Annotated in this window: 17 protein-coding genes and 1 pseudogene; 16 read left to right on the top strand and 2 right to left on the bottom strand. The window is 40.4% G+C overall.

Annotated features, from left to right (window positions below; genetic code table 11):
- The first annotated feature begins 39 nt into the window (after positions 1–39).
- From CRO04_RS27430 to CRO04_RS11135, 5 genes and pseudogenes are all read left to right on the top strand, one after another.
- Positions 40–375 (top strand): LytTR family DNA-binding domain-containing protein, encoded by a 336-nt coding sequence (locus tag CRO04_RS27430; protein WP_097004321.1) that lies wholly within the window; start codon positions 40–42, stop codon positions 373–375.
- A gap of 180 nt (positions 376–555) precedes the next feature.
- Entirely contained in the window at positions 556–1,389 is an 834-nt protein-coding gene (locus CRO04_RS11120) for a PLAT/LH2 domain-containing protein (protein WP_097004322.1), read from the top strand.
- Between the two features lie 408 nt (positions 1,390–1,797).
- A complete protein-coding gene (locus CRO04_RS11125; RefSeq protein ID WP_097004323.1) occupies positions 1,798–2,499 on the top strand; it encodes a hypothetical protein in 702 nt (233 codons plus the stop codon).
- 123 nt (positions 2,500–2,622) lie between these two features.
- Positions 2,623–2,712 carry an SEC-C metal-binding domain-containing protein gene (locus CRO04_RS27435; protein WP_242974452.1) on the top strand — a complete coding sequence of 30 codons (90 nt, stop codon included), beginning with the start codon at positions 2,623–2,625 and terminating at the stop codon, positions 2,710–2,712.
- Between the two features lie 252 nt (positions 2,713–2,964).
- Positions 2,965–3,252: pseudogene (locus tag CRO04_RS11135) on the top strand (transposase); the annotation flags it as partial.
- A gap of 484 nt (positions 3,253–3,736) precedes the next feature.
- Here CRO04_RS11135 and CRO04_RS11145 read toward each other — a convergent pair.
- Positions 3,737–4,894, bottom strand: a complete 1,158-nt coding sequence (locus CRO04_RS11145) for a macrolide family glycosyltransferase (protein ID WP_207654439.1) — start codon at positions 4,892–4,894, stop codon at positions 3,737–3,739.
- A complete protein-coding gene (locus CRO04_RS11150) occupies positions 4,884–5,525 on the bottom strand; it encodes a TetR/AcrR family transcriptional regulator (RefSeq protein WP_097004325.1) in 642 nt (213 codons plus the stop codon). Before CRO04_RS11150 ends, CRO04_RS11145 begins: the two co-directional genes overlap by 11 nt.
- A gap of 279 nt (positions 5,526–5,804) precedes the next feature.
- Here CRO04_RS11150 and CRO04_RS11155 point away from each other — a divergent pair, with 279 nt between their 5' ends.
- From CRO04_RS11155 to CRO04_RS11200, 11 genes are all read left to right on the top strand, one after another.
- Complete coding sequence (locus CRO04_RS11155; RefSeq protein WP_097004326.1) at positions 5,805–6,728, top strand: ACP S-malonyltransferase; 924 nt, start codon at positions 5,805–5,807, stop codon at positions 6,726–6,728.
- 22 nt (positions 6,729–6,750) lie between these two features.
- On the top strand, positions 6,751–7,491 hold the full coding sequence (locus tag CRO04_RS11160) for an SDR family NAD(P)-dependent oxidoreductase (protein ID WP_097004327.1): 741 nt from the start codon (positions 6,751–6,753) through the stop codon (positions 7,489–7,491).
- A gap of 19 nt (positions 7,492–7,510) precedes the next feature.
- On the top strand, positions 7,511–7,759 hold the full coding sequence (locus tag CRO04_RS11165) for a hypothetical protein (RefSeq protein ID WP_097004328.1): 249 nt from the start codon (positions 7,511–7,513) through the stop codon (positions 7,757–7,759).
- Positions 7,760–7,854: 95 nt separating this feature from the next.
- Entirely contained in the window at positions 7,855–8,964 is a 1,110-nt protein-coding gene (locus tag CRO04_RS11170) for a helix-turn-helix domain-containing protein (protein WP_097004329.1), read from the top strand.
- Between the two features lie 23 nt (positions 8,965–8,987).
- Positions 8,988–9,923, top strand: a complete 936-nt coding sequence (locus CRO04_RS11175) for a CPBP family intramembrane glutamic endopeptidase (protein WP_097004330.1) — start codon at positions 8,988–8,990, stop codon at positions 9,921–9,923.
- 1,202 nt (positions 9,924–11,125) lie between these two features.
- On the top strand, positions 11,126–11,578 hold the full coding sequence (locus CRO04_RS11180) for a MarR family winged helix-turn-helix transcriptional regulator (protein ID WP_166432529.1): 453 nt from the start codon (positions 11,126–11,128) through the stop codon (positions 11,576–11,578).
- 130 nt (positions 11,579–11,708) lie between these two features.
- Positions 11,709–12,035, top strand: a complete 327-nt coding sequence (locus tag CRO04_RS11185; protein WP_097004332.1) for a putative quinol monooxygenase — start codon at positions 11,709–11,711, stop codon at positions 12,033–12,035.
- Between the two features lie 861 nt (positions 12,036–12,896).
- Positions 12,897–14,246 (top strand): glycoside hydrolase family 64 protein, encoded by a 1,350-nt coding sequence (locus CRO04_RS11190; RefSeq protein WP_097004333.1) that lies wholly within the window; start codon positions 12,897–12,899, stop codon positions 14,244–14,246.
- Positions 14,247–14,304: 58 nt separating this feature from the next.
- Entirely contained in the window at positions 14,305–15,723 is a 1,419-nt protein-coding gene (locus tag CRO04_RS11195) for a glycosyl hydrolase family 18 protein (protein ID WP_242974430.1), read from the top strand.
- A gap of 342 nt (positions 15,724–16,065) precedes the next feature.
- Complete coding sequence (locus CRO04_RS27440) at positions 16,066–16,428, top strand: 4Fe-4S binding protein (RefSeq protein ID WP_420323209.1); 363 nt, start codon at positions 16,066–16,068, stop codon at positions 16,426–16,428.
- 774 nt (positions 16,429–17,202) lie between these two features.
- Positions 17,203–19,299 carry a sialate O-acetylesterase gene (locus CRO04_RS11200; RefSeq protein WP_242974431.1) on the top strand — a complete coding sequence of 699 codons (2,097 nt, stop codon included), beginning with the start codon at positions 17,203–17,205 and terminating at the stop codon, positions 19,297–19,299.
- Positions 19,300–19,312 lie beyond the last annotated feature (13 nt).

The following is a 19,312-nucleotide window of genomic DNA, read 5'->3' on the forward strand; positions in this document are numbered from 1 at the left end:
TAAGTTCTCGACAAACATAAGGATAATGGATTTGGAAGGGTGTTACAATGGATTTTTTTATGCAGGGAGTGTTACACTTTTGGATTGCATTTCGTTACAGTTTTATTTTACACTAAACATGGCAACGACATAATGATTACAACCGACGATAATTGTATATACACTGTACAACACACACTTCAATTCTGGGAAAAAAAACTTATTTATTGGAACTTTTACCGATGCCACAAGTGTTATATTGTAAACATTGAAAAGGTTACAGAGATTATCCCATCTTATAATTCTACCTTTTTATTAAGATTAGAAAAACACAAAAATACTGTACCAGTCGGTAGAAAATTCATTAAGGAATTTAAGGAGATAATCGGGTGGTAACTTGTAGTTCAAACCTATTTCTCGGCTTTTTAGAGCTCTAATTTTACTTTCATCGCCTCTTTGTTATACAACGAAATATACTTGATATACTATTAAATATCATACGTACGTAGATATCACATTCATTAGTTTGTTATTTAAATAGTGCTTTCACCGAAAAATATAATACTAGGAGGTAAAATGATGAGCACCACTTACAAATTTACTATTCACACAGTAGATCAAGCAAATGCAGGAACCGATTCTAATATTTTTTTAAAATTATATGGTGATCGAGGAATATCACCAGAAGTACGACTAAATAAATATATAAGCGGAAATGCTTTTGAACGAAACAAAACCGATACCTGCAGCATTGAATACGATAAAGATTATGGAGAAATCTATATGATCGAAGTTCGATCCGATATGCAATATGCTGCACCAGACTGGCTCTGTGATTATTTTAAAATAGAAAAAAAAGATGATCCTGATTATTCAATAACGGTACAGTTCCCAAGCGGATACTGGATAAATAATAAGGAAAACCATCGGATGAATGCAACTTCTGGCTATGATTTTGATTTACCTACTCATACAACTGAATACAGACGGGTTTATGGAGGTTTTCACTATATTCCGCCAAACATTAAGTTTGTAAAAACCATAAAAACATCTGTTCTGGTTGATGTGGATTATAATAGAGTTGATGTATTTGAAACTTCAACACAAACATCTCTGGAGGTAGAATATCAAGCCATTAAGGCTGCATTTGATTTCCAAATTAATACTTCCTTGAATGAGCAGGTTGATAATAAACTTCAGCAGGTAGAGGAAATTATAACAGAAGTTACAATAGACGGCGCCCAAACAGAAAGAACACTACAGGAAATTTGGAATGAAAGTGAATATAATTTTACAGCTAAGCTTGGTAGTGATACCTATAGCTTTACCATTCCGTATACCAGAACATTTGCCGGCTTTAAAGAAGTTCCAACTATGTGGACTGAAGTATTAGAACCTTTGGAAAACTAGGGAATACCTGATAAACGCAAAAAAAGATTCACCAATTATGAATAAGTTCAACAATGCTTCTACTTCATAAAGTGTCACAATAACCCAAAGAATGGGAGAGTCTTAATTCTAAGGCTTTCCCATTCAGTTCAAGTATGGAGTTGAGGAGAAACGAAACATCGTCAATCCAATTAATTGAATTAACTATATGATGGAGCGCTTCTTAGAAAGAGTAGCAATGTCCCAATATAAAGACAATTTAATTTAAAAAGGTTTAAACCACAACATGTTTTGGTTTGAGAGCCATTTTTGGGCTTGAAAATAGTAAAAATGTCATCTATTTGAGGGCGAAAATTAAGTAAAAATATAGATGACATAGAAAATTAGAGGAGAATTTCATAGTATTAAGGCTAAGCGAAAGGTCAACGAATGATCTGCAACTTAGCCTTTTTTATATATCATATAATGGCATTATTTTTAAGGAGAGAAACTGGTAAAAGGATAGATTACAAATTAGACACCATAATAGGGAAAGAATCGGCAAAATTATTTAGGAAAATAGAAGAACTGGAATTTTCAGAGACTAGGCTTAAGAAAGCGCAGCAAATAGAGTTGATGGCAGAAGTTCTGGGTGCTGAAACTCTTTTTGAAGGATTTTGTTTGGTTTTTTATGAAGCAGATGATTCATTGCAGCAGTTATGTAAAGATTATGGCTGCCTGGAAAGGTATAACGAATTAGCGCAAAATAAAGTGTATCAAAAGAGAAAAAAATACATACGTATCATAGCAGACTATGCAATGGCAGCTGTAAATCTTTACGGCGTGATACATGCTACAGAACTGGTGACGCTAATACATAAATATGAGAATAAATTTGATGAGAAGGGATATAACCATGTAGATGGTAGCTATAAAAATACAGTGATGTTTACCCCTGAATTTGTATGTACATGTACGCTGCATCAATTGATTGGAGATTCAAATATTGATCAAGCAAATGAATTTCTTGGATATGCGATGAAGGTTATGAATTCTGTTAGAATGTGGTACAACCATGGGTGTGCCCCTGATGAAGTGTTGCGTCAGACACCAATACACCCGGAAGTTACTACAATTGTGCCAGGAAGTTAACGAGCAGCTGCAATCCTGACCGAAGGACAAGAACAGTTAGGTCAAATGGGTATCAATATCGATCTTGATGCAACAGCAACTGATATTTCATCTCTTTTATTTGAAAATGGAATCAATGGAAAAATGACTAAGACTACGAGAAAAGTATACCCAAATGATTTATGTCCTTGCGGCAGTGGGAAGAAATTTAAAAAGTGCTGTGGTAAGTTTTAAAGCATTGTAATAGAATTAACGGTGAGTTAAGTTTATGCGAATGTAATTTGAATTTAGATAATCATTGTAGAGCTGGGGGTATATATGAGAGCGGAAGCAACAATAGAAGAATGGAATAAATTATATGAGATGGATGCTGTCTTGGAATATCTATTTATGAAGGATATGAAGCATTTAATAGCTATATGATGCTGACAATGCAGGAACGTATGAATATATCTGTGGAATATGCCATGTCCAATCAAAAATGCAAATTCTTTTAAATATGTATCCTATAAAGATATTAAAAAATTTGCAGCGGATTTCAAGGCAGTTTATAAGGCTCCTACAGAAGATCTGGCCCTATCCGAACTGGAGATTGTGAAAGAAATCTGGGGCAAGAAATACCCTTATGCAATAGCCAGCTGGGAACAGAGCTGGGAAGTGGTACGCCCGTTTTTTTGATTTAACGAAGACATTCGAAGGATCATGTATACCACAAATATCATTGAAGGAGTCAACCGACAATTCCGTAAAGTGACAAAAGCTAAAAGTAGTTTTATTTGGTACTCAGCCAGTTAATGCTTTTGTATCCGTAACGCTTGAATGAATATCTATAAATAAAAACCGGTCAGACAGTTCACCACAACTGTCTGACCATCCTAATGATTTCCTTATTCCGTCGGTACTTATAGTATGCCCGATTTTTTACTAATAATTCCAGAGGTCGGGTGTGGGCAGAGCCCACAAAAAGAAAGCTATAGGTAACGACCATTTTTGCTGTCCGAAAGTATATAAATTAGGAATCAGGAGAAACTACTGTTAGAAACTTATGTTCGACATTGCAAATAAGTTTCGAATCATAGGAAATTACTACATATCTAACCCAAGAGAACGGGCTCCCATTAATGCTCTGATTATGTCCTTTACCATTGCATTTTTATCGCCTTTTGGCTGCTTTGCCGGTTGGATGTCAAGCATTGACCGCCGTCTTCCGTTTGTATTTACATTTACTATTTATATCATGGCAATCAGGATTCTTTATTCAATTTAAATATTCCAGAATTTCCTTTGCAATCTGATTATTACCGCCAGCGTTGAGCATGAGCTCCTGATAGGTCTGAATGTTTTTCTTATAAGTATCATCATTTAATATACTCATGGCGTTGTCTGCCAGAATTTCCGGTGTCAGATGTTTTTTGGACAAAGATTTCCCTATATGAAGAGCTTCGATTTGTCTGGCAACGGCAGGCTGGTCGTTTCCTACTGGTATTGCCAGCATAGGGACTCCATAATAGATTGATTCGTTAACACTGTTCATACCGCCATGTGTAATAAATACACTTGTGCGCTTCAGAACTTCTAATTGGGGTACAAAGGGATAAATTGATATATTGTCTGGTAAGGAACCTAGTTTTTCAGCCTTCACGATCGTTCCGATAGAAATAATTACATTAACAGGTTTATTCTTAAACGCCTGAATGCATTGTTTGAAAAATGATGCAGAGTTATTTAAAAGTGTGCCGAGAGAGATATAAATTAATGGGTAACGCAGTTCCGGAAACTGAAACGAGGGATCTGCCATCCTGTCGTTAAGCGCAGCTCCTATGTATTTATAATGAATCGGATCAAATTCATCAGAAAAAATCTGGAATTCTTTTATGGTGTAAGTGAAGTTTAAGGGAGGTGCATTTTCAGCCATTTCTTTTGCAATGCTGCCATAGCGTAAATGATATTTTTTTTGGAGTTTTTTAGAGATGAAGCGGCATAAAGCAGGATAGCGGAATATACAGGTCATGTACCAGCCGCCGGTCTGACCAAAATAATTTAAGACATGTTCATTTAAAGAAAAAGTTGAGAATAGACGGAAAGCAGGGATTCCCAGTTCATCTGCCAGAGATTTGCCGGGTAAAAACAGCATTTCATAAATGAGACAGTCATAGTCTCCCCCGATCCTCTTTACCGTTTTATAGGCAGAGCCCCAGCTTTTCATTTCTTTCTGGGAGGGGGATAATGTATCAGGGTAATCATCATACGGAATAAAATGAGCTCCTGTTTTTTCCACCTTTGATTTCCAGTCAGGGGCCTGAATATAGGTGACCTCATGTCCTAGGTCAATAATGACCTTTGCAAGGCCAAGGGTTGGGTTGGTGTGTCCGGAAAAGGGCAGATTAACCATTAAAATTTTCTTTTTACTGATCATAATATTCTTTTAACCTTTCTTTTAATATTATTTCACTCGTTTGACTAATGAGCGGTGCATCGAACTTTTGCAGCAGAGCCACGATAAACTGGATTCTGTTACATGCTTCCAGATAAGTGCTGTTTACGATTATGGGATCCAGCCACACATCGAACAGCAGAATAAAAATTTCTGAAACCTCTTTGGGATACTGACAGTTAAATTCCATAGAGGCATTTCCCTGGCGGATTATCTCTTCCACATATTTACTCAGAACGTTTACTGAATTTCTTAATGTATCCAGTAAAGCATAAGGGACCTTTTCCGCCCAATGATTCTGAGTTAAATTCACCAGAGTATCATCTGTCTGCAGCTCACTTATAAGCAGATCAATTTTTTCAATGGAATTTAATTGTGCATTGTTAATGAGATGCTTAAAAAAACTGCTTATAGTGTCTTTTCTTTGCGCAATGATATATTCCATAATATCCTGCTTACTGTTAAAGTGATGGTACAATGCGCCCTTAGATAATCCCGTAGAACTCATAATATCCTGCATAGTTGTGTTTTCAAATCCATTCCTGGAAAACAGGGCAGTGGCAGTTGTAATGATCTTCTGCTTTGTGTTACTTGCTTTGTCAATTCTTGACATCTATACTCACCTCAATTAAAGACCGTCGGTCGGTTTTTATAATTATACCAAAATAGTTTGGATATGTCAACTAAAACAATCAATAGTGATAAAAAAACCATAAAGACTTAATTTTATGCTGAATAATAATTATTTAAATAAAATTAAATGGACAAAAAGCGACAGAAAGTGGACATTTTTTTAAAATTATTTATTTTTGTGTTTTAATTCATATCAGATAAAAAATATTTAAGTTCTAAAGTAAAAACTCTCTGAGAGGGAAAAGGAGGAAATGGGTTCATGAAGTCTGCAATACTGTTTCCAGGACAGGGGGCTCAATATGCCGGTATGGGAAAAGGTCTCTATGAAAAATACGATTGGGTGAAAAAAATATATCAGGATGTCAAAGAACGCTTTGCATTGGATCTATACAAACTGACCTGTGAAAGCGATTTAAATTATCTGACAAGAACCGATCATGCCCAGATAGCTATATTTGTGGTTAGTTACATAAATTATCGCGCCTTTTTTAATAAATATAAAATTATGCCTGAATATATGGCTGGTCACAGCCTTGGCGAATTTACGGCTCTTACCGCATCAGGGGCATTGTCATTTGAAGAATCCCTGGAATTAGTTCTTGAAAGAGGAAGACTTATGCAGGCAGAAGCAGAAAAATCCCAAGGCGGAATGCTTGCGATAAAATGGAATTATGAAAATGTGAAAAATATATGCAAAGAATCTATGGAACAGCATAATTTAAAAATCAGTATATCTAATTACAATTCAGTAAATCAAATCGTATTGTCTGGAGACTGGGATACATTAAATATAATGGAAAAAACATTTGAGTCAAATGGTATATTAACCACCAGATTGAATGTTGGTGCCGCATTTCACAGCAGCTATATGGAAATGGCATCCCGTGAGTTCTCTTCCTTATTATCAAAGATAAAATTTTCCGAACCAAAATGCAAGGTAATTTCAAATGTCAGCAGTCTTTCGTATAAAGGAGATATTTATAGTATGTTGTCAAAGCAAATGGTTTCCACCGTTCGCTGGTATGAAACCATAAAATATCTGCAAGAGGAAGGTGTTGATATTTACATAGATCTGGGACCGAAAAGTATTTTAAAAAGCATGATGAAAAGGAGTTTAAGTAAGGGAAAAGTATATTCCTATGAAGATGAGGAAGATAAAATCTTGCTTGACAGAATCCTGTAAAACAGGAGGAAAGGGGTGAATTATGAATAAGACTGCAGTTGTAATTGGCGGTTCTGGAGCCATAGGAAGTGAAATCTGCAAAAGACTTGCAGGCGGGAACTATAATACGTTTTTTACTTTTTTAAGCAATAAGGCTGTTGCCGATAATCTGGAGCAGACAGTTCCTGGCTATCTGCATGGAATCCCTTGTGATGTACGGAAATATGAAGAGGTAGAATCCTTAATAGACAAAGTCAAAAAAGAATGCGGCGGAGTTGATGTTTTAATAAACTGTGCAGGTATTTCAGGGGAAAGTCTCTTTGTAAACAAAAGTATTGATGAGTGGAAAAATGTTTTGGAAACAAATCTGTTCAGTGTTTTTTATTCCTGTAGATCAGTGATTCCCATTATGCTGGAGCAGTATAGAGGAGTGATAATAAACGTATCTTCAATTTTAGGTACTTTTGGAATTCCCGGAATGGAAGATTATTGTGCTTCTAAAAGCGGTATCATCGGATTTACGCAATCTCTTGCTTCAGAAGTAGCCAGATTTGGAATCAGGGTCAACTGTATAAGTCCCGGGATGATTGATACCCAGATGTCAAAGGGCGCACAAAAGCAGATTGGAAAAAGTGTAAAAAAATTAATTCCCTGTAAAGAATTTGGCTCTGCTGAAAATGTTGCAGATTTAATGGAATTTTTGGTTTCTTCTAAAGCAGGTTATATCAATGGTGAAAATATAATGGTTGGCGGTGGCCTGGGAAGAACACTTCCGGTCAGTTAAAAAGAAAGGTGGATAAAAAATGGATAACATGGAATTATTTGAGATGGTACAAACTACGGTTGCAGAGGTACTGGACGTTGAAAAAGAGGAAATGGTCTCTGTGCTTGTGGTCTCAAGGCAAATAATTATTCCAGAAAGTTCTGATCGTGTAAGAATGACTATAACAGAGGTACATTTAGAAGCAGGTGCATGTCGGCCGAGACATGTCATACAAGATAAGTTGACAACTTTTTACGGTTTTCTGGCTTTTGAGGAATCAGGAGAGTAAAGTATCGCATAGGTTGATTTATTCAACCGTTATCAACTGCAAACCCATTGATTTTCTTCTGCTTACCAACTAAAATATAATCAGAGGTGATTGATATGAAGGAAATTAATATTGCAAAAGTGCTTGTAAATAAGCGCAAAGAAAAGGGCATTACCCAGAATGAGCTTGCAAATTACATTGGCGTGTCCAAGGCATCCGTTTCCAAATGGGAGACGGGTCAAAGTTATCCGGACGTAACCTTTCTCCCACAGCTGGCTGCGTACTTTAACATCAGCATTGACGAGCTGATAGATTATAAACCGCAGATGACAAAAGAGAATATTCAAAAGCTGTACCGAAACCTGTCGGCTGATTTTGCGTCAAAACCGTTTGATTCGGTGATGGAAGACTGCCGAAATATAATTAAAAAATACTATTCATGCTTTCCGCTGCTGCTGAATCTGGGAATACTGATGATTAACCATGTAGAATTGCTGAAAGACCCACGAAAAACGACATCTTTGACTGAGGAAGCCAAGGTTCTTTTTATCCGGATCAAAGAGGAATGCGATGATGTATCGATTACCAGGCAGGCTTTGTTTATGGAAGCCCTGTGTAGCCTCATTTCCGGTGATGCCAATACCGTGCTGGAGCTGCTTGACGGATCAGTCGCGCCTGCGCTACCCCCTGAATCGCTTTTGGCTTCCGCTTATCAAATGACGGGGCGCACCGAGGAGGCAAAATCCGTTTTGCAGGTCGGAATGTTTCAGAATATCGTCGTCCTGTTCAACTTCTTTCCCGCATTTCTTACGCTATGTGCGGATGTCCCATCCAAATTCGACGAGGTACTGCGTCGCTCGCTTGCCGTAGCGGAAACGTTTGACATGAGGCATCTGCATCCCGGTGTCCTGGTCGGTCTTTATATTACAGCCGCACAGGGATTTATTGCTCAGAGAAATCATGATAAGGCGCTTGAAATGCTGCAAAAGTACACCGAGATCGTAATAAGCGATATTTATCCCCTGTGTTTGCATGGCGATGCTTTTTTCGACCGCCTGGACGGATGGCTGGATCAGCTCGATCTGGGAACAGATCTTCCGCGGGATGAAAAAACCATCAGGAAAAGCATGTATGATGTGATCGTTAATAATCCGGTGTTTTCGGTTCTCTCAGATGAGCAGCGATATGAGAGTATAATTGAAAAGCTTAAACATAACTGCGAATAATATAAATAGGAGGTAATGTTAATATGGAACACGAAAAATTGGCGGCTAAAAAACGACTGATTATATTTATTGCGCTTACAATCATCCTTGCCTGGATCGTTTTTTTGCTGGCACCCATCTGTGGGCTCACTTATGGAAGCGGGGCGGCAGTAGTAATTTTGTCAGTCGCTATGTTTATGCCTGCGCTATCCAATTTATTAACACGGCTTATAACAAAAGAAGGATTTGGGAATATGTATCTTCGCCCCCACTTCAAGGGGCATGTGAAAGAGTATCTGCTTTTGTACTTCGGCCCGACAGTCTTGTTGCTTCTGAGCGGAGCGCTTTATTTCCTGATTTTCCCTGGTTCGTTTGACCCGGAGCTTACAACTTTAAAAGGGATGGTTGCTTCAAGTGGTAAACAGGGACTTGACGTGTCCACACTGCTAATTGTTCAAACACTGATTTTTGTTGTTATCGGCCCGCTTGTAAATATCATACCCACCATGGGTGAAGAACTTGGCTGGAGAGGGTATCTGCTCCCCAAACTGCGTATTTTTTTATCTGACAGGACCGCGTTAATTATAACAGGGGCATTATGGGGCATCTGGCATTTGCCCGTTATCATGATGGGTCACAATTACGGAACCGGTTATTGGGGCTATCCGTGGCTCGGCATTCTGGCCATGATTGTTTTTTGCGTTGCGCTTGGAATTATCGAAGGCTATATATCAATCAAATTGGAAAGCGTCATTCCAGCTGCCATGATCCATTCAACGGTGAACGCGGGCGCTGCATTGCCAATCATTTTTGCAAAGAGCGGATATAACCCAATACTTGGCCCGGCAATCACTGGTCTTATTGGAGGACTTCCGTTTATCGTTTTAGCTGTTATATTGCTAATAAAGGCTGGCCGTAAAATGACGTTGGGTAAAAACGAAGCGCTTCGGCAAGAAGAGGGGACGTTGGGGCAGAAATAAGGTTTTGCTCCGTTAGAAGCCTGCAGCCAAATTGAGTGAATGACACAAGAAAGACATAGCTCTTCGCCAAGAAGAAAGCTATGTCTTTTTTTGATAAAAAAGTGTGTACAAGAGGCTATTACAGAATTGAGCAATGATTATTCTTGGAGTAGTCGCTTAGAATATTACTTTTCAAGAATCGGTGTCATTTTCGGCTTCCTGCCGCTTCAATGCCCTTGCTCTCCCTGGAGGCAACGGCATTGAAGCGGCAGCATTTCCTCGGAGGTTTAATTTAGAGTATTGCAATGTATTCTTTAAGGATAATGTGTGGAGAATACGATGTGCATATGAAGAAAAATCTGCATTAGGCAAAATGTCCAGAGGCTATGTTCTTCGTTATTGAGAGCATGGCCTCTTTTTTAGTGCGCCCAGCATGGGCGCAATCCAACGGTTGAAAGTCCCGAGTGCGGGTTGATAGTGCCAAGCACATAGCCAAGAGCAAGGGGGTCTACCGTGAGGTGGAATCTGAAGGAAGCTGGAGGCAAACTTCTGGTCTGACGAATAGAAATCACATACCGCCTTGTCAAACCAAAAGTTAGAAAAGGACGGTTTTCAGTTTTTCAATTTTTATTACAAATCTGCAATAGCGTAAACTAGGGAAACGCCTAGTACCGAACGGTACGCTAGGTGTTGTGAGAGGTCGGTAGGTGAACTAATCACCTACCTCTTACTCGATTATATAAACCCAAAAAACAGTGTCTTCTGGCATTGAAAAAAACGAGGGCAGAAAATTACCTCCCTATAGTTGATATAGCAAAAAGAATATATTTGTTAGGATTTTATTTATATCTTGACATTTAATAAATCTAGTATTATAGTTAATCTAAAGATTAAATATTTAACTATTAAACATTTAAATATTAGATTGTTAACTAATTGTGAAAGGAGTTGTTATTACATGGGTTTTCAAGAGAACAAGCGAATCGTGAGGCTGACTCTCGACGAAATCTTCTGCGAGAGTGGTCACCAGTACTTTGAACCGCGTAAAGTGTCACCGCGCCGCTGATAGTCGGTTGGCAGGACACAGACACAAAAAATAAATCTGGTATAATAATCAGTTAACAGTTAAATAATCTACCTGCTAGATACTTAATTATTATAATGAGGGAGCGGATGTAAAAACTTTTAAATATTTTTCAGCAATCATCCAAAGGAGGTATAAGGTGCAAAATGATGAATTATTGGTAATAATTAAAGAATTCTCAAATGTTTTCAATGAATTTAACAGTAAATCTTTGAAATTTATTGACAAGCAACTAAATAAATCGGGGCTGGCTAGAACCCATTTTAGAATTTTGCATGAGCTAGTGGGCGGAAAAGAACTTTCAATGAGTGATTTAAGTGAAATACTCTATGTAACAAAACCAAATATAACAGTTTTAATTGATAAGCTTGTTAAGCTGGACTATGTTGAACGTGTAAACAGCAGCAACGATAGAAGGGTATACTTGATTCGACTTACAGATAAAGGGGAAAAATTTATAAAGGGATCTGCTGAGGAGTTAGTTAAATCTTCAGCCCATTTTTTAAGTAACCTTGATGCTAAAGATTTGGAACTCATAAAGCAAACTACACAAGCTATGAAAAAGCTGTTATCCAAATTCACTGAGGAGTAAATATAAACACAGCAACTCAATATTAAGTATTTTATTATTTTATAATTTGCAAAGGAACTAAATAATTGACGTACTCCCAGTGAGAGAATACTTCATATGAATTTAAGTTAGTCAAAAAAAGGAGGACTATATGAATACAAAAAACGACAACAACAAATACCAAAACAGTGTAACGATTTTCATTGAAATTCATGCTAAAGAAGGTGAAGAAGAGGTTACACGAAAGGCTTTTACAACAACAATTGCGACAACGGAAAAGCCTGGACTCTTGAGCTATGAAATCTTTGAAGACAGTAATGATCCTGGGACTTTTTACTCAACCCAAGAGTGGGAAAATATTGAAGCTTTTCATGCTCACATGAGTGCTGCAAAATCTGGGTTAAGAGAAGCTACTTCTATGTTGCGTGATACGCCTAGAACTAGCATTCTCAAATGTATCGGACGATCGGCCCAGTAATTCCTACACGAAATTATAGCAAGTGTGCTAAATAAAAGGTTACATCTTAAAACAGATGCTATCAATGCAAATGTATATAATATATTGAATAAGTATTGACTACCGGAATTCTTGTAGAACGTTCAGGGGGTCTGTTTTCGTATTAAAGGAAAGGATTTTAATGGAATTATATTACATTGAGATTTTCATATTTTAAGAATTCCAGAGAGATAAAATTTCTCTAAAAAATACAGAGGCTATGTTTTTCAAAAATGAAAAGCATGGCTTTTTTATTTTGTCAAGAACATCTAAAATCAAAAGACTGCCGATTCTTTCGTCTTATAAAATGGAGGATTGATCATGGACAGTAAAAATTTACAGGATGCTTTTATTAAAAGTCTCAATGGAATTCTCACAAGCAGATGGAATGACGCCTTGTTTTGAAGCGGTTACCAAATTTGTAAAATATATTAAAAAATGTAAAAAAGTGTTACAAACACTGGAGTAGTACGTTTATATTTATAGAGTGGGAGTTATAACTCTAAAAATACGAAAGGAGGAATTCTATGATTGTGAAAACAAAAAAATGAAGTTCAATGTTATGTAATGTAGTCTTAGCTTGTAGTTGAAGAGGCGAAATTTTATAACTTGAGCCTTATCAATGTCAAGAATACTTCGGCCGCCGACTAAACCCAGGGCGTGGACGCATCCGGGAATAACGGAACCTTATGGTTCAAACCGACGGTCAATACCTCATGTTGGATGTCTTTTTTACCGTATGTATATTCAGTCTATCATGGGCAGAGTGGATTGTACAAGATTACGGCTAAGGAGGTTGAAGAAATCCAACAGCATCCGCTTAATAAGAAAAGGAGGTGTTTTATGGAAAAATCACAAATACAACGCATAGTCGTCATGTTGCTCATTTTGGTTCTATCTTTCTCTATGAATGTCACGAATACTTCGGCCGCCGACTATATCCAGGGCGTGGACGTATTCGGGAATAACGCAACCTTATGGTTTAACTCGACGGTCAATACCTCATGGGTGGACGCTCATTATACAGTGAATTCGGGCATTCAGCAAAACGTAAGAATGACTTACAATTCCGGTGCGAACAGATATGAACTTCCCATTGATTCGGCCGCTGGAGCCGAGATCAAATATTTCTTCACCTATAATAACGGGTCTGCAGCGTACGATACGGGCAGCTTCACTTATCGGGGCGCGGCGGGACAGCCGGACACAGGAGATTCGATTTACTCCATCCCTGTCTCTTCGATTCCCAATCCGATCGGGAACGGAGTCAGCATGAAGATCATGAACGGTACCGGAGGAGCCTATGCCGACCATGATATTTATTGGGGAGTCATCGGCATTAACCCGGACAACAAGAAATGGAGCTACCTGACTTTGTCCGGAGAGCTTATTCCCATCTCAACGGCGCTTAACAATGCCTCCGGACATTTGACCAAAAACGGAGTCAACTACGCTAATATTTATCACAAGGTAAGCGATGCCGCTTGGGTCAATCTTCCCAAAATCACATCCGGCAGACTGTTTCTCAGCGTAGGTTCTCCTTGTTTTATTAAAACTTTCGAAACCGGATTCGCTGGCCCCGACCTCAACAATCCAACCGATCCTAACAAAGACGTTTATTTCGATTTTGTGGAATTTACGGTGGACGATACCGGTTATCACGGAAATACGACCCGGGTCGACCAATTCGGGTTCCCGGTTCAGCACCGGTTGGTTAACAAAGCGGGCAACTATGATCGAACCGTTGGCGAATTGGAAAAAGAAACCCGTTCCGGCCTGTTTGCCAAATATCAGAATGAAGTGCCGCAAGAGTTTAAGTCGCTAGGCACTTTACAGGCTCCCTACCGGATCGTCAGTCCGATCGTCGGGCCGTTTAAGCCCGGGGGCGCCTATGAAAACTATTTTGCCGATTATAGCAACATTTCCACGCGCGATATTCTGCTGGGGATCGGCGGAGCCAGCGCTCCCGAAGTTTGTGCTGCGCTTAACCGGCACGTTTATACGGAGCGTGCCGACTGGAACAATGTCAGCAAATACTATCAGGCCGCACCGGCCAATTTTTACGCCAAGTTCTGGCACGACCACAGCATCGACGGGCTGGCCTACGGGTTCTGCTACGATGATGTCAACGGACAAGCCGCTTACCTCGAAGTTGGGGACCCCAAAGGCCTAATCGTCAGAGTCGGCTGGTAAACCGGCATTGACGCGTTATCGGCTTTATAAAATATTTTTTTAAAGAGAGGACAGGATCATGATGCAAAGTCATAGAAAGAAAGTTTCATTCTTAGCTGTTTTAGTATTTTTGATTGCCCTTTTCATCCCAATGCTGTTAGGAGCCAAAGCCGCTCAAGCCGCTCAAGCCATCGATCTTTCCGCCGCCGCACAGGTTGTCGGACAGACTGTACAAGCCAGTGCCTATCCGGCATGGGACAGCGGTAAAATTTATCTCGGTGGAGACATGGTCTCCTACAACGGTTTTGAGTACAAAGCCAAATGGTGGACCCAGGGGGGTGTTCCCGGCGAATCCGAAGATTGGGAATTGATTTCGCCATCGGACGGCAGTTATCCGGCATGGAGCAGCAGTAACGCTTATGTCGGCGGAGACATCGTCACTTACAACGGCCAACTGTACAAAGCCAAGTGGTGGACTCTGGGCGAAATTCCCGGCGTCGCCGCCGTTTGGGAATTGTTGGCCGGCAATCCGGACCCAAACCCGGACCCAAACCCGGACCCAGACCCGAACGATCCGCCCATTTCTGGAGACTTCAAGGTGGTAGGCTATTATCCAAGCTGGGAACCCGGCAAGGTGGGGACGATTCAATATAATAATCTTACTCATATTAATTACGCGTTTGCCATTCCGACCAGCGACGGCTCGCTGCTGCCGCTGGAAAACCCGGACGCCGCCAGACAAATCATTCAAACCGCTCATGACAACGGCGTAAAAGTACTGCTTGCGGTCGGTGGCTGGGAATATAACGGAACGCCTCTGGAAAATACGTTCATGGCTGCGACCAATACGCCGCAAAAAATCGAAAAATTGGGCAACGCCATTATCGCAATGGCCAAGGAATACGGATTTGACGGCGTGGATATGGACTGGGAACACCCAAGAAACGACGGGGCAAGCAAACAGCAATACGAAAGTCTTATGCTCTATTTGAGCACGGAGCTGAAAAAGCAAAATATGTTGCTGACCTCAGCCGTACTTAGTGGCGTGACACCGGAAGGCGTGGTCTATTGGGACTCTGCGGCCCACACCGATGCGGTCATCAACGCAGTCGACTGGTTTAACGTGATGGCTTATGACGGAGGCGACGGCGACCGCCATTCCAGCTACAACTTTGCCGTTCTCTGCGGGAAGTATTGGAAAGAAACCCGGGGCATGCCAGCGCAAAAAGTCGTTTTGGGCGTTCCGTTCTACGGCAGACCTTCCTGGGCTTCGTATGCCGCCATTTTGCAAGCCAACCCTAACGCCTACAACACCGACATTTCGATGATCAATGGCATGGAGGCTCATTATAACGGTATTCCAACAATCCAGAAAAAAACGCAATACGCGTTGGAGCAGCTTGGGGGAATTATGATTTGGGAGCTGACCCAAGACACGACGGATTCCAGCAAAAGCTTGCTGCAAGCCATCGGCAACACAGTAAGAGCTCATGAATAATAAATACGTTGAATAACCAAACGGGGGCGTTCGTTTCCGCTCGAAAGAAGCGGGGCGGTCGTCCCCCGATATGGTTTAAGCCAGTGCTGTATTAGGTCAATACTTCCATTGAGCACAAAAATAGAATAAAACTCCGTTGTTGATGACTGATGATAGAACGTCAGCTTCGATTTCATGAAGAAGGTCATTCAACCACAACATATAGTGGTTTTGGAGCGAAAAAAGAGCAAAAATGAGGTCAAAGAGTACAAATTTTGACTTTTTTTGGCATTTTATAGATGATATTGGGTAAAGATTTAATTAAGAATATTGCCTGGGTTAGCTTGGATAAGTATTATGTTGATGTTTGTAACAATTTTTGGCTCATTCTTTATTGATAATTTCTTCTGCAAATATATCTGCATACAGGGTGCTGTCGCCGGAGCTGCAGGTCGGTTTAGCCCCAGTGGTATCGTCCGATGTGAAGATAAGTGCATCAATTGCACGTTATGTACAAAGAAATGTCCCTCAAATCTAGAAGTGCATAGAATGAAGAAGGTAATATCGGCTGAATGTTTTAACTGCCAAAAATGCATTGCTGTATGTCCAAAGAAAGGGGCATTAACTAATAGTTTTGCAGGCAGAAAAATCCCGTTAGTTTTGTTTGTAGTAATGGCAGGAACGCTTTACATATTGTTAACCTTTTTAATCCCGCTATTTTTATAGATGGTGCCGTGGATGATAAGCCATTCTGGCGAGAGATTTAATAACTAAGCAATATTAACCAAGAAAATACTTATTCCTTTCTTCTGTTATATTACACGGTTATTCCCCAGAAGATGCTTATTTTATGGCACTTTTTGAATAGTTGAGCATGTGAAGAAATCTCTGTAAATGTGAATCTTCTATGATATTGAGTGGGCTGAATTCTTCTAAAAGAAGGTTCAGCCCTTGATTTATATATAACTGCACATGCTGGGCATGTCAAGGGCAGACGGAACTTTCCGCCTGTTTTTTCTCTTATGTCAAACTATTATTCCGGTAGGCGTCCCTCTAGCATATAAACCATTGGGTGAATAGTAGTGAAAAAATGGCGTGCTGTGTCGCATTTCTTACATGTAATATAAATATTAGATAAATATCGTATAATGAGATAACAACATGATGTAGAGCTAAAAAAGTACAATTCAATGAGAAAGGATGTCGAATTAATAGAAGTGCCGGTGTTGATACAAAAATTACCTGTTGGGTGATAATTGATCGCATACTCTATCATACTGCCGTGCATCTCCCCCTTCGGGATATCGGCGGTTTAAAGATAAGTTTATTTTATAATAAACAATAAGGTAGTGAAAGGGGGGCAGTGAAAACTTAAAGATAAGCAATAAGAGTGCAGTGTACATACTAAAAAGGAAGGAGGTTAATATGGTGACGTAACGATGAATTTAATCTAAAGGTAAGTTTCTGTTAAATAACAAAAAAAAGAAAGGAGAAATAAAAATGGAATCAAAAACCTTAATGAAAGAAATAAGCAGGAAATTGAGACGAACATTTTTTATACTCGCTGTACTTCTTGCAGTACTTTTCGCAATACCTGTATGTTCAGTGGCGGCGGAAACGCTTCCAACCTCTCCACCGTCAGGCTATGACCAGGTCAAGAGCAATATACAACATGGTCAGGTCAGCTATATTACTTATCAGTCCGCGGCGACAAACGGCCAGCGGAGGGCGAGAATTTACCTGCCTCCAGGGTATTCAACAAACAACAAATACAGCGTCATGTATTTATTGCATGGCATTGGCGGGAATGAAGACGAGTGGTACAACAGCGGCGCACCCAATGTCATCCTTGACAATCTCATTGCAGCTGGTAAAATTCAACCATTTATCCTTGTATTACCAAACGGAAATGCTACTGGAGCGGGAGTAAGGGATGGTTGGGAGAATTTCACAAAAGATTTGATGAATTCTCTTATACCCTATATCGAATCACACTATTCCGTTTATACTGATGCCCAGCACCGGGCGATTGCCGGCCTTTCACAGGGTGGCGCCCAATCGCTGAATATCGGGTTGCCCAACGTGGATAAGTTCCCCTATATCGGTGGCTTTTCCTCCTCGCCCATCACCAAACAGGTTAACCAGCTGTTTCCTGACGGCGGGACTAAGGTTAAGGCGAATTCAAAACTGCTGTTTCTCTCCTGCGGAACCGCAGATGGACTTATATCCAATAACAATAGGGTAAGAGATTATTGCAAATCCAATAATATTCGCTACACCGAATGGCTTCTCCAAGGTAAAGGCCATGATTGGAGCGTGTGGAAGCCAAGTCTGTGGAATTTTGCCCAGATGGCATGCGCAGCAGGATTTACAGATCAGACCACGCCAACACCAACCCCTGACCCCATATCGGCCTTTACACAGATTGAAGCGGAAAGTTTCGAAAACCAGCAGGGAGTCCAAACCGAAACATGTACCGAAGGTGGGGAGAATGTCGGGTATATCGAGAATGGCGATTATGTTAGTTACAGCAATATCGATTTCGGCACCGGTGCGGCAGGCTTCCAGGCCAGAGTAGCCAGCGCCACCAGTGGTGGTAATATTGAGATCAGGCTGGATAGTATTAACGGCACTTTAATTGGGACTTGTCCGGTTGCAGGAACCGGTGGTTGGCAGACTTGGACCGATGTAAATTGCAGTGTCAGCGGGGCAAGCGGAAAACATGACGTTTATCTGAAATTTACAGGCGCAAGCGGATACCTGTTCAACCTCAACTGGTTTAAATTTACGACGCCATACAGCATGGAAATCCTAGGGGTTGTAAACGGACCAAGTCTCACCCCTACGCCTGCACAGACACCCGTACCGACAACAACTCCAACACCAAATGCTGCTAAATTCCACTGTTTTCTGTTATTAGGTCAATCCAATATGGCAGGTTATGCGTTGGCGCAAGCGTCTGATAGAGTGGAAGACCCCCGCGTGTTGGTATTGGGGTATGATAATAATGCTGCACTTGGACGGGTAACCAATAAGTGGGATGTGGCATGTCCACCTCTTCATGCTTCCTGGCTTAATGCTATCGGCCCTGGAGACTGGTTTGGCAAGACCATGATTCAGAAAGTCCCGGCGGGTGATACCATCGGACTGATACCCTGCGCGATCAGCGGTGAAAGAATCGAGACATTTATGAAGTCGGGAGGCACCAAATATAATTGGATCATTAACCGTGCAAGACTTGCACAGCAAAATGGAGGCGTTATTGAAGGCATTATTTTCCACCAGGGCGAATCCAACAGCGGCGACCCCAGTTGGCCCGGCAAGGTAAAAACTCTGGTGGAAGACCTTAGAAAAGATTTAAACCTGGGGAATGTTCCTTTCCTCCCCGGTGAACTGCTTTACAGCGGTCCTTGTGCAGGTCACAATAAGTTGGTAAACCAACTTCCATCCCTGATTCCAAATTGCTATGTAGTCTCTGCAAGTGGTCTGGTAGTAGACCCTGGCGATACACAATACCGTCTCCATTTTAGTCATGATTCATCAGTTACCCTGGGCAAGCGATATGCTGAAAAAATGATTCAGGCCCTTGGCTGGTGAGTTGGCATGTAAA

It is taken from the genome of Lacrimispora amygdalina, assembly GCF_900205965.1.
In the GTDB taxonomy this organism is placed as follows: domain Bacteria; phylum Bacillota; class Clostridia; order Lachnospirales; family Lachnospiraceae; genus Lacrimispora; species Lacrimispora amygdalina_A.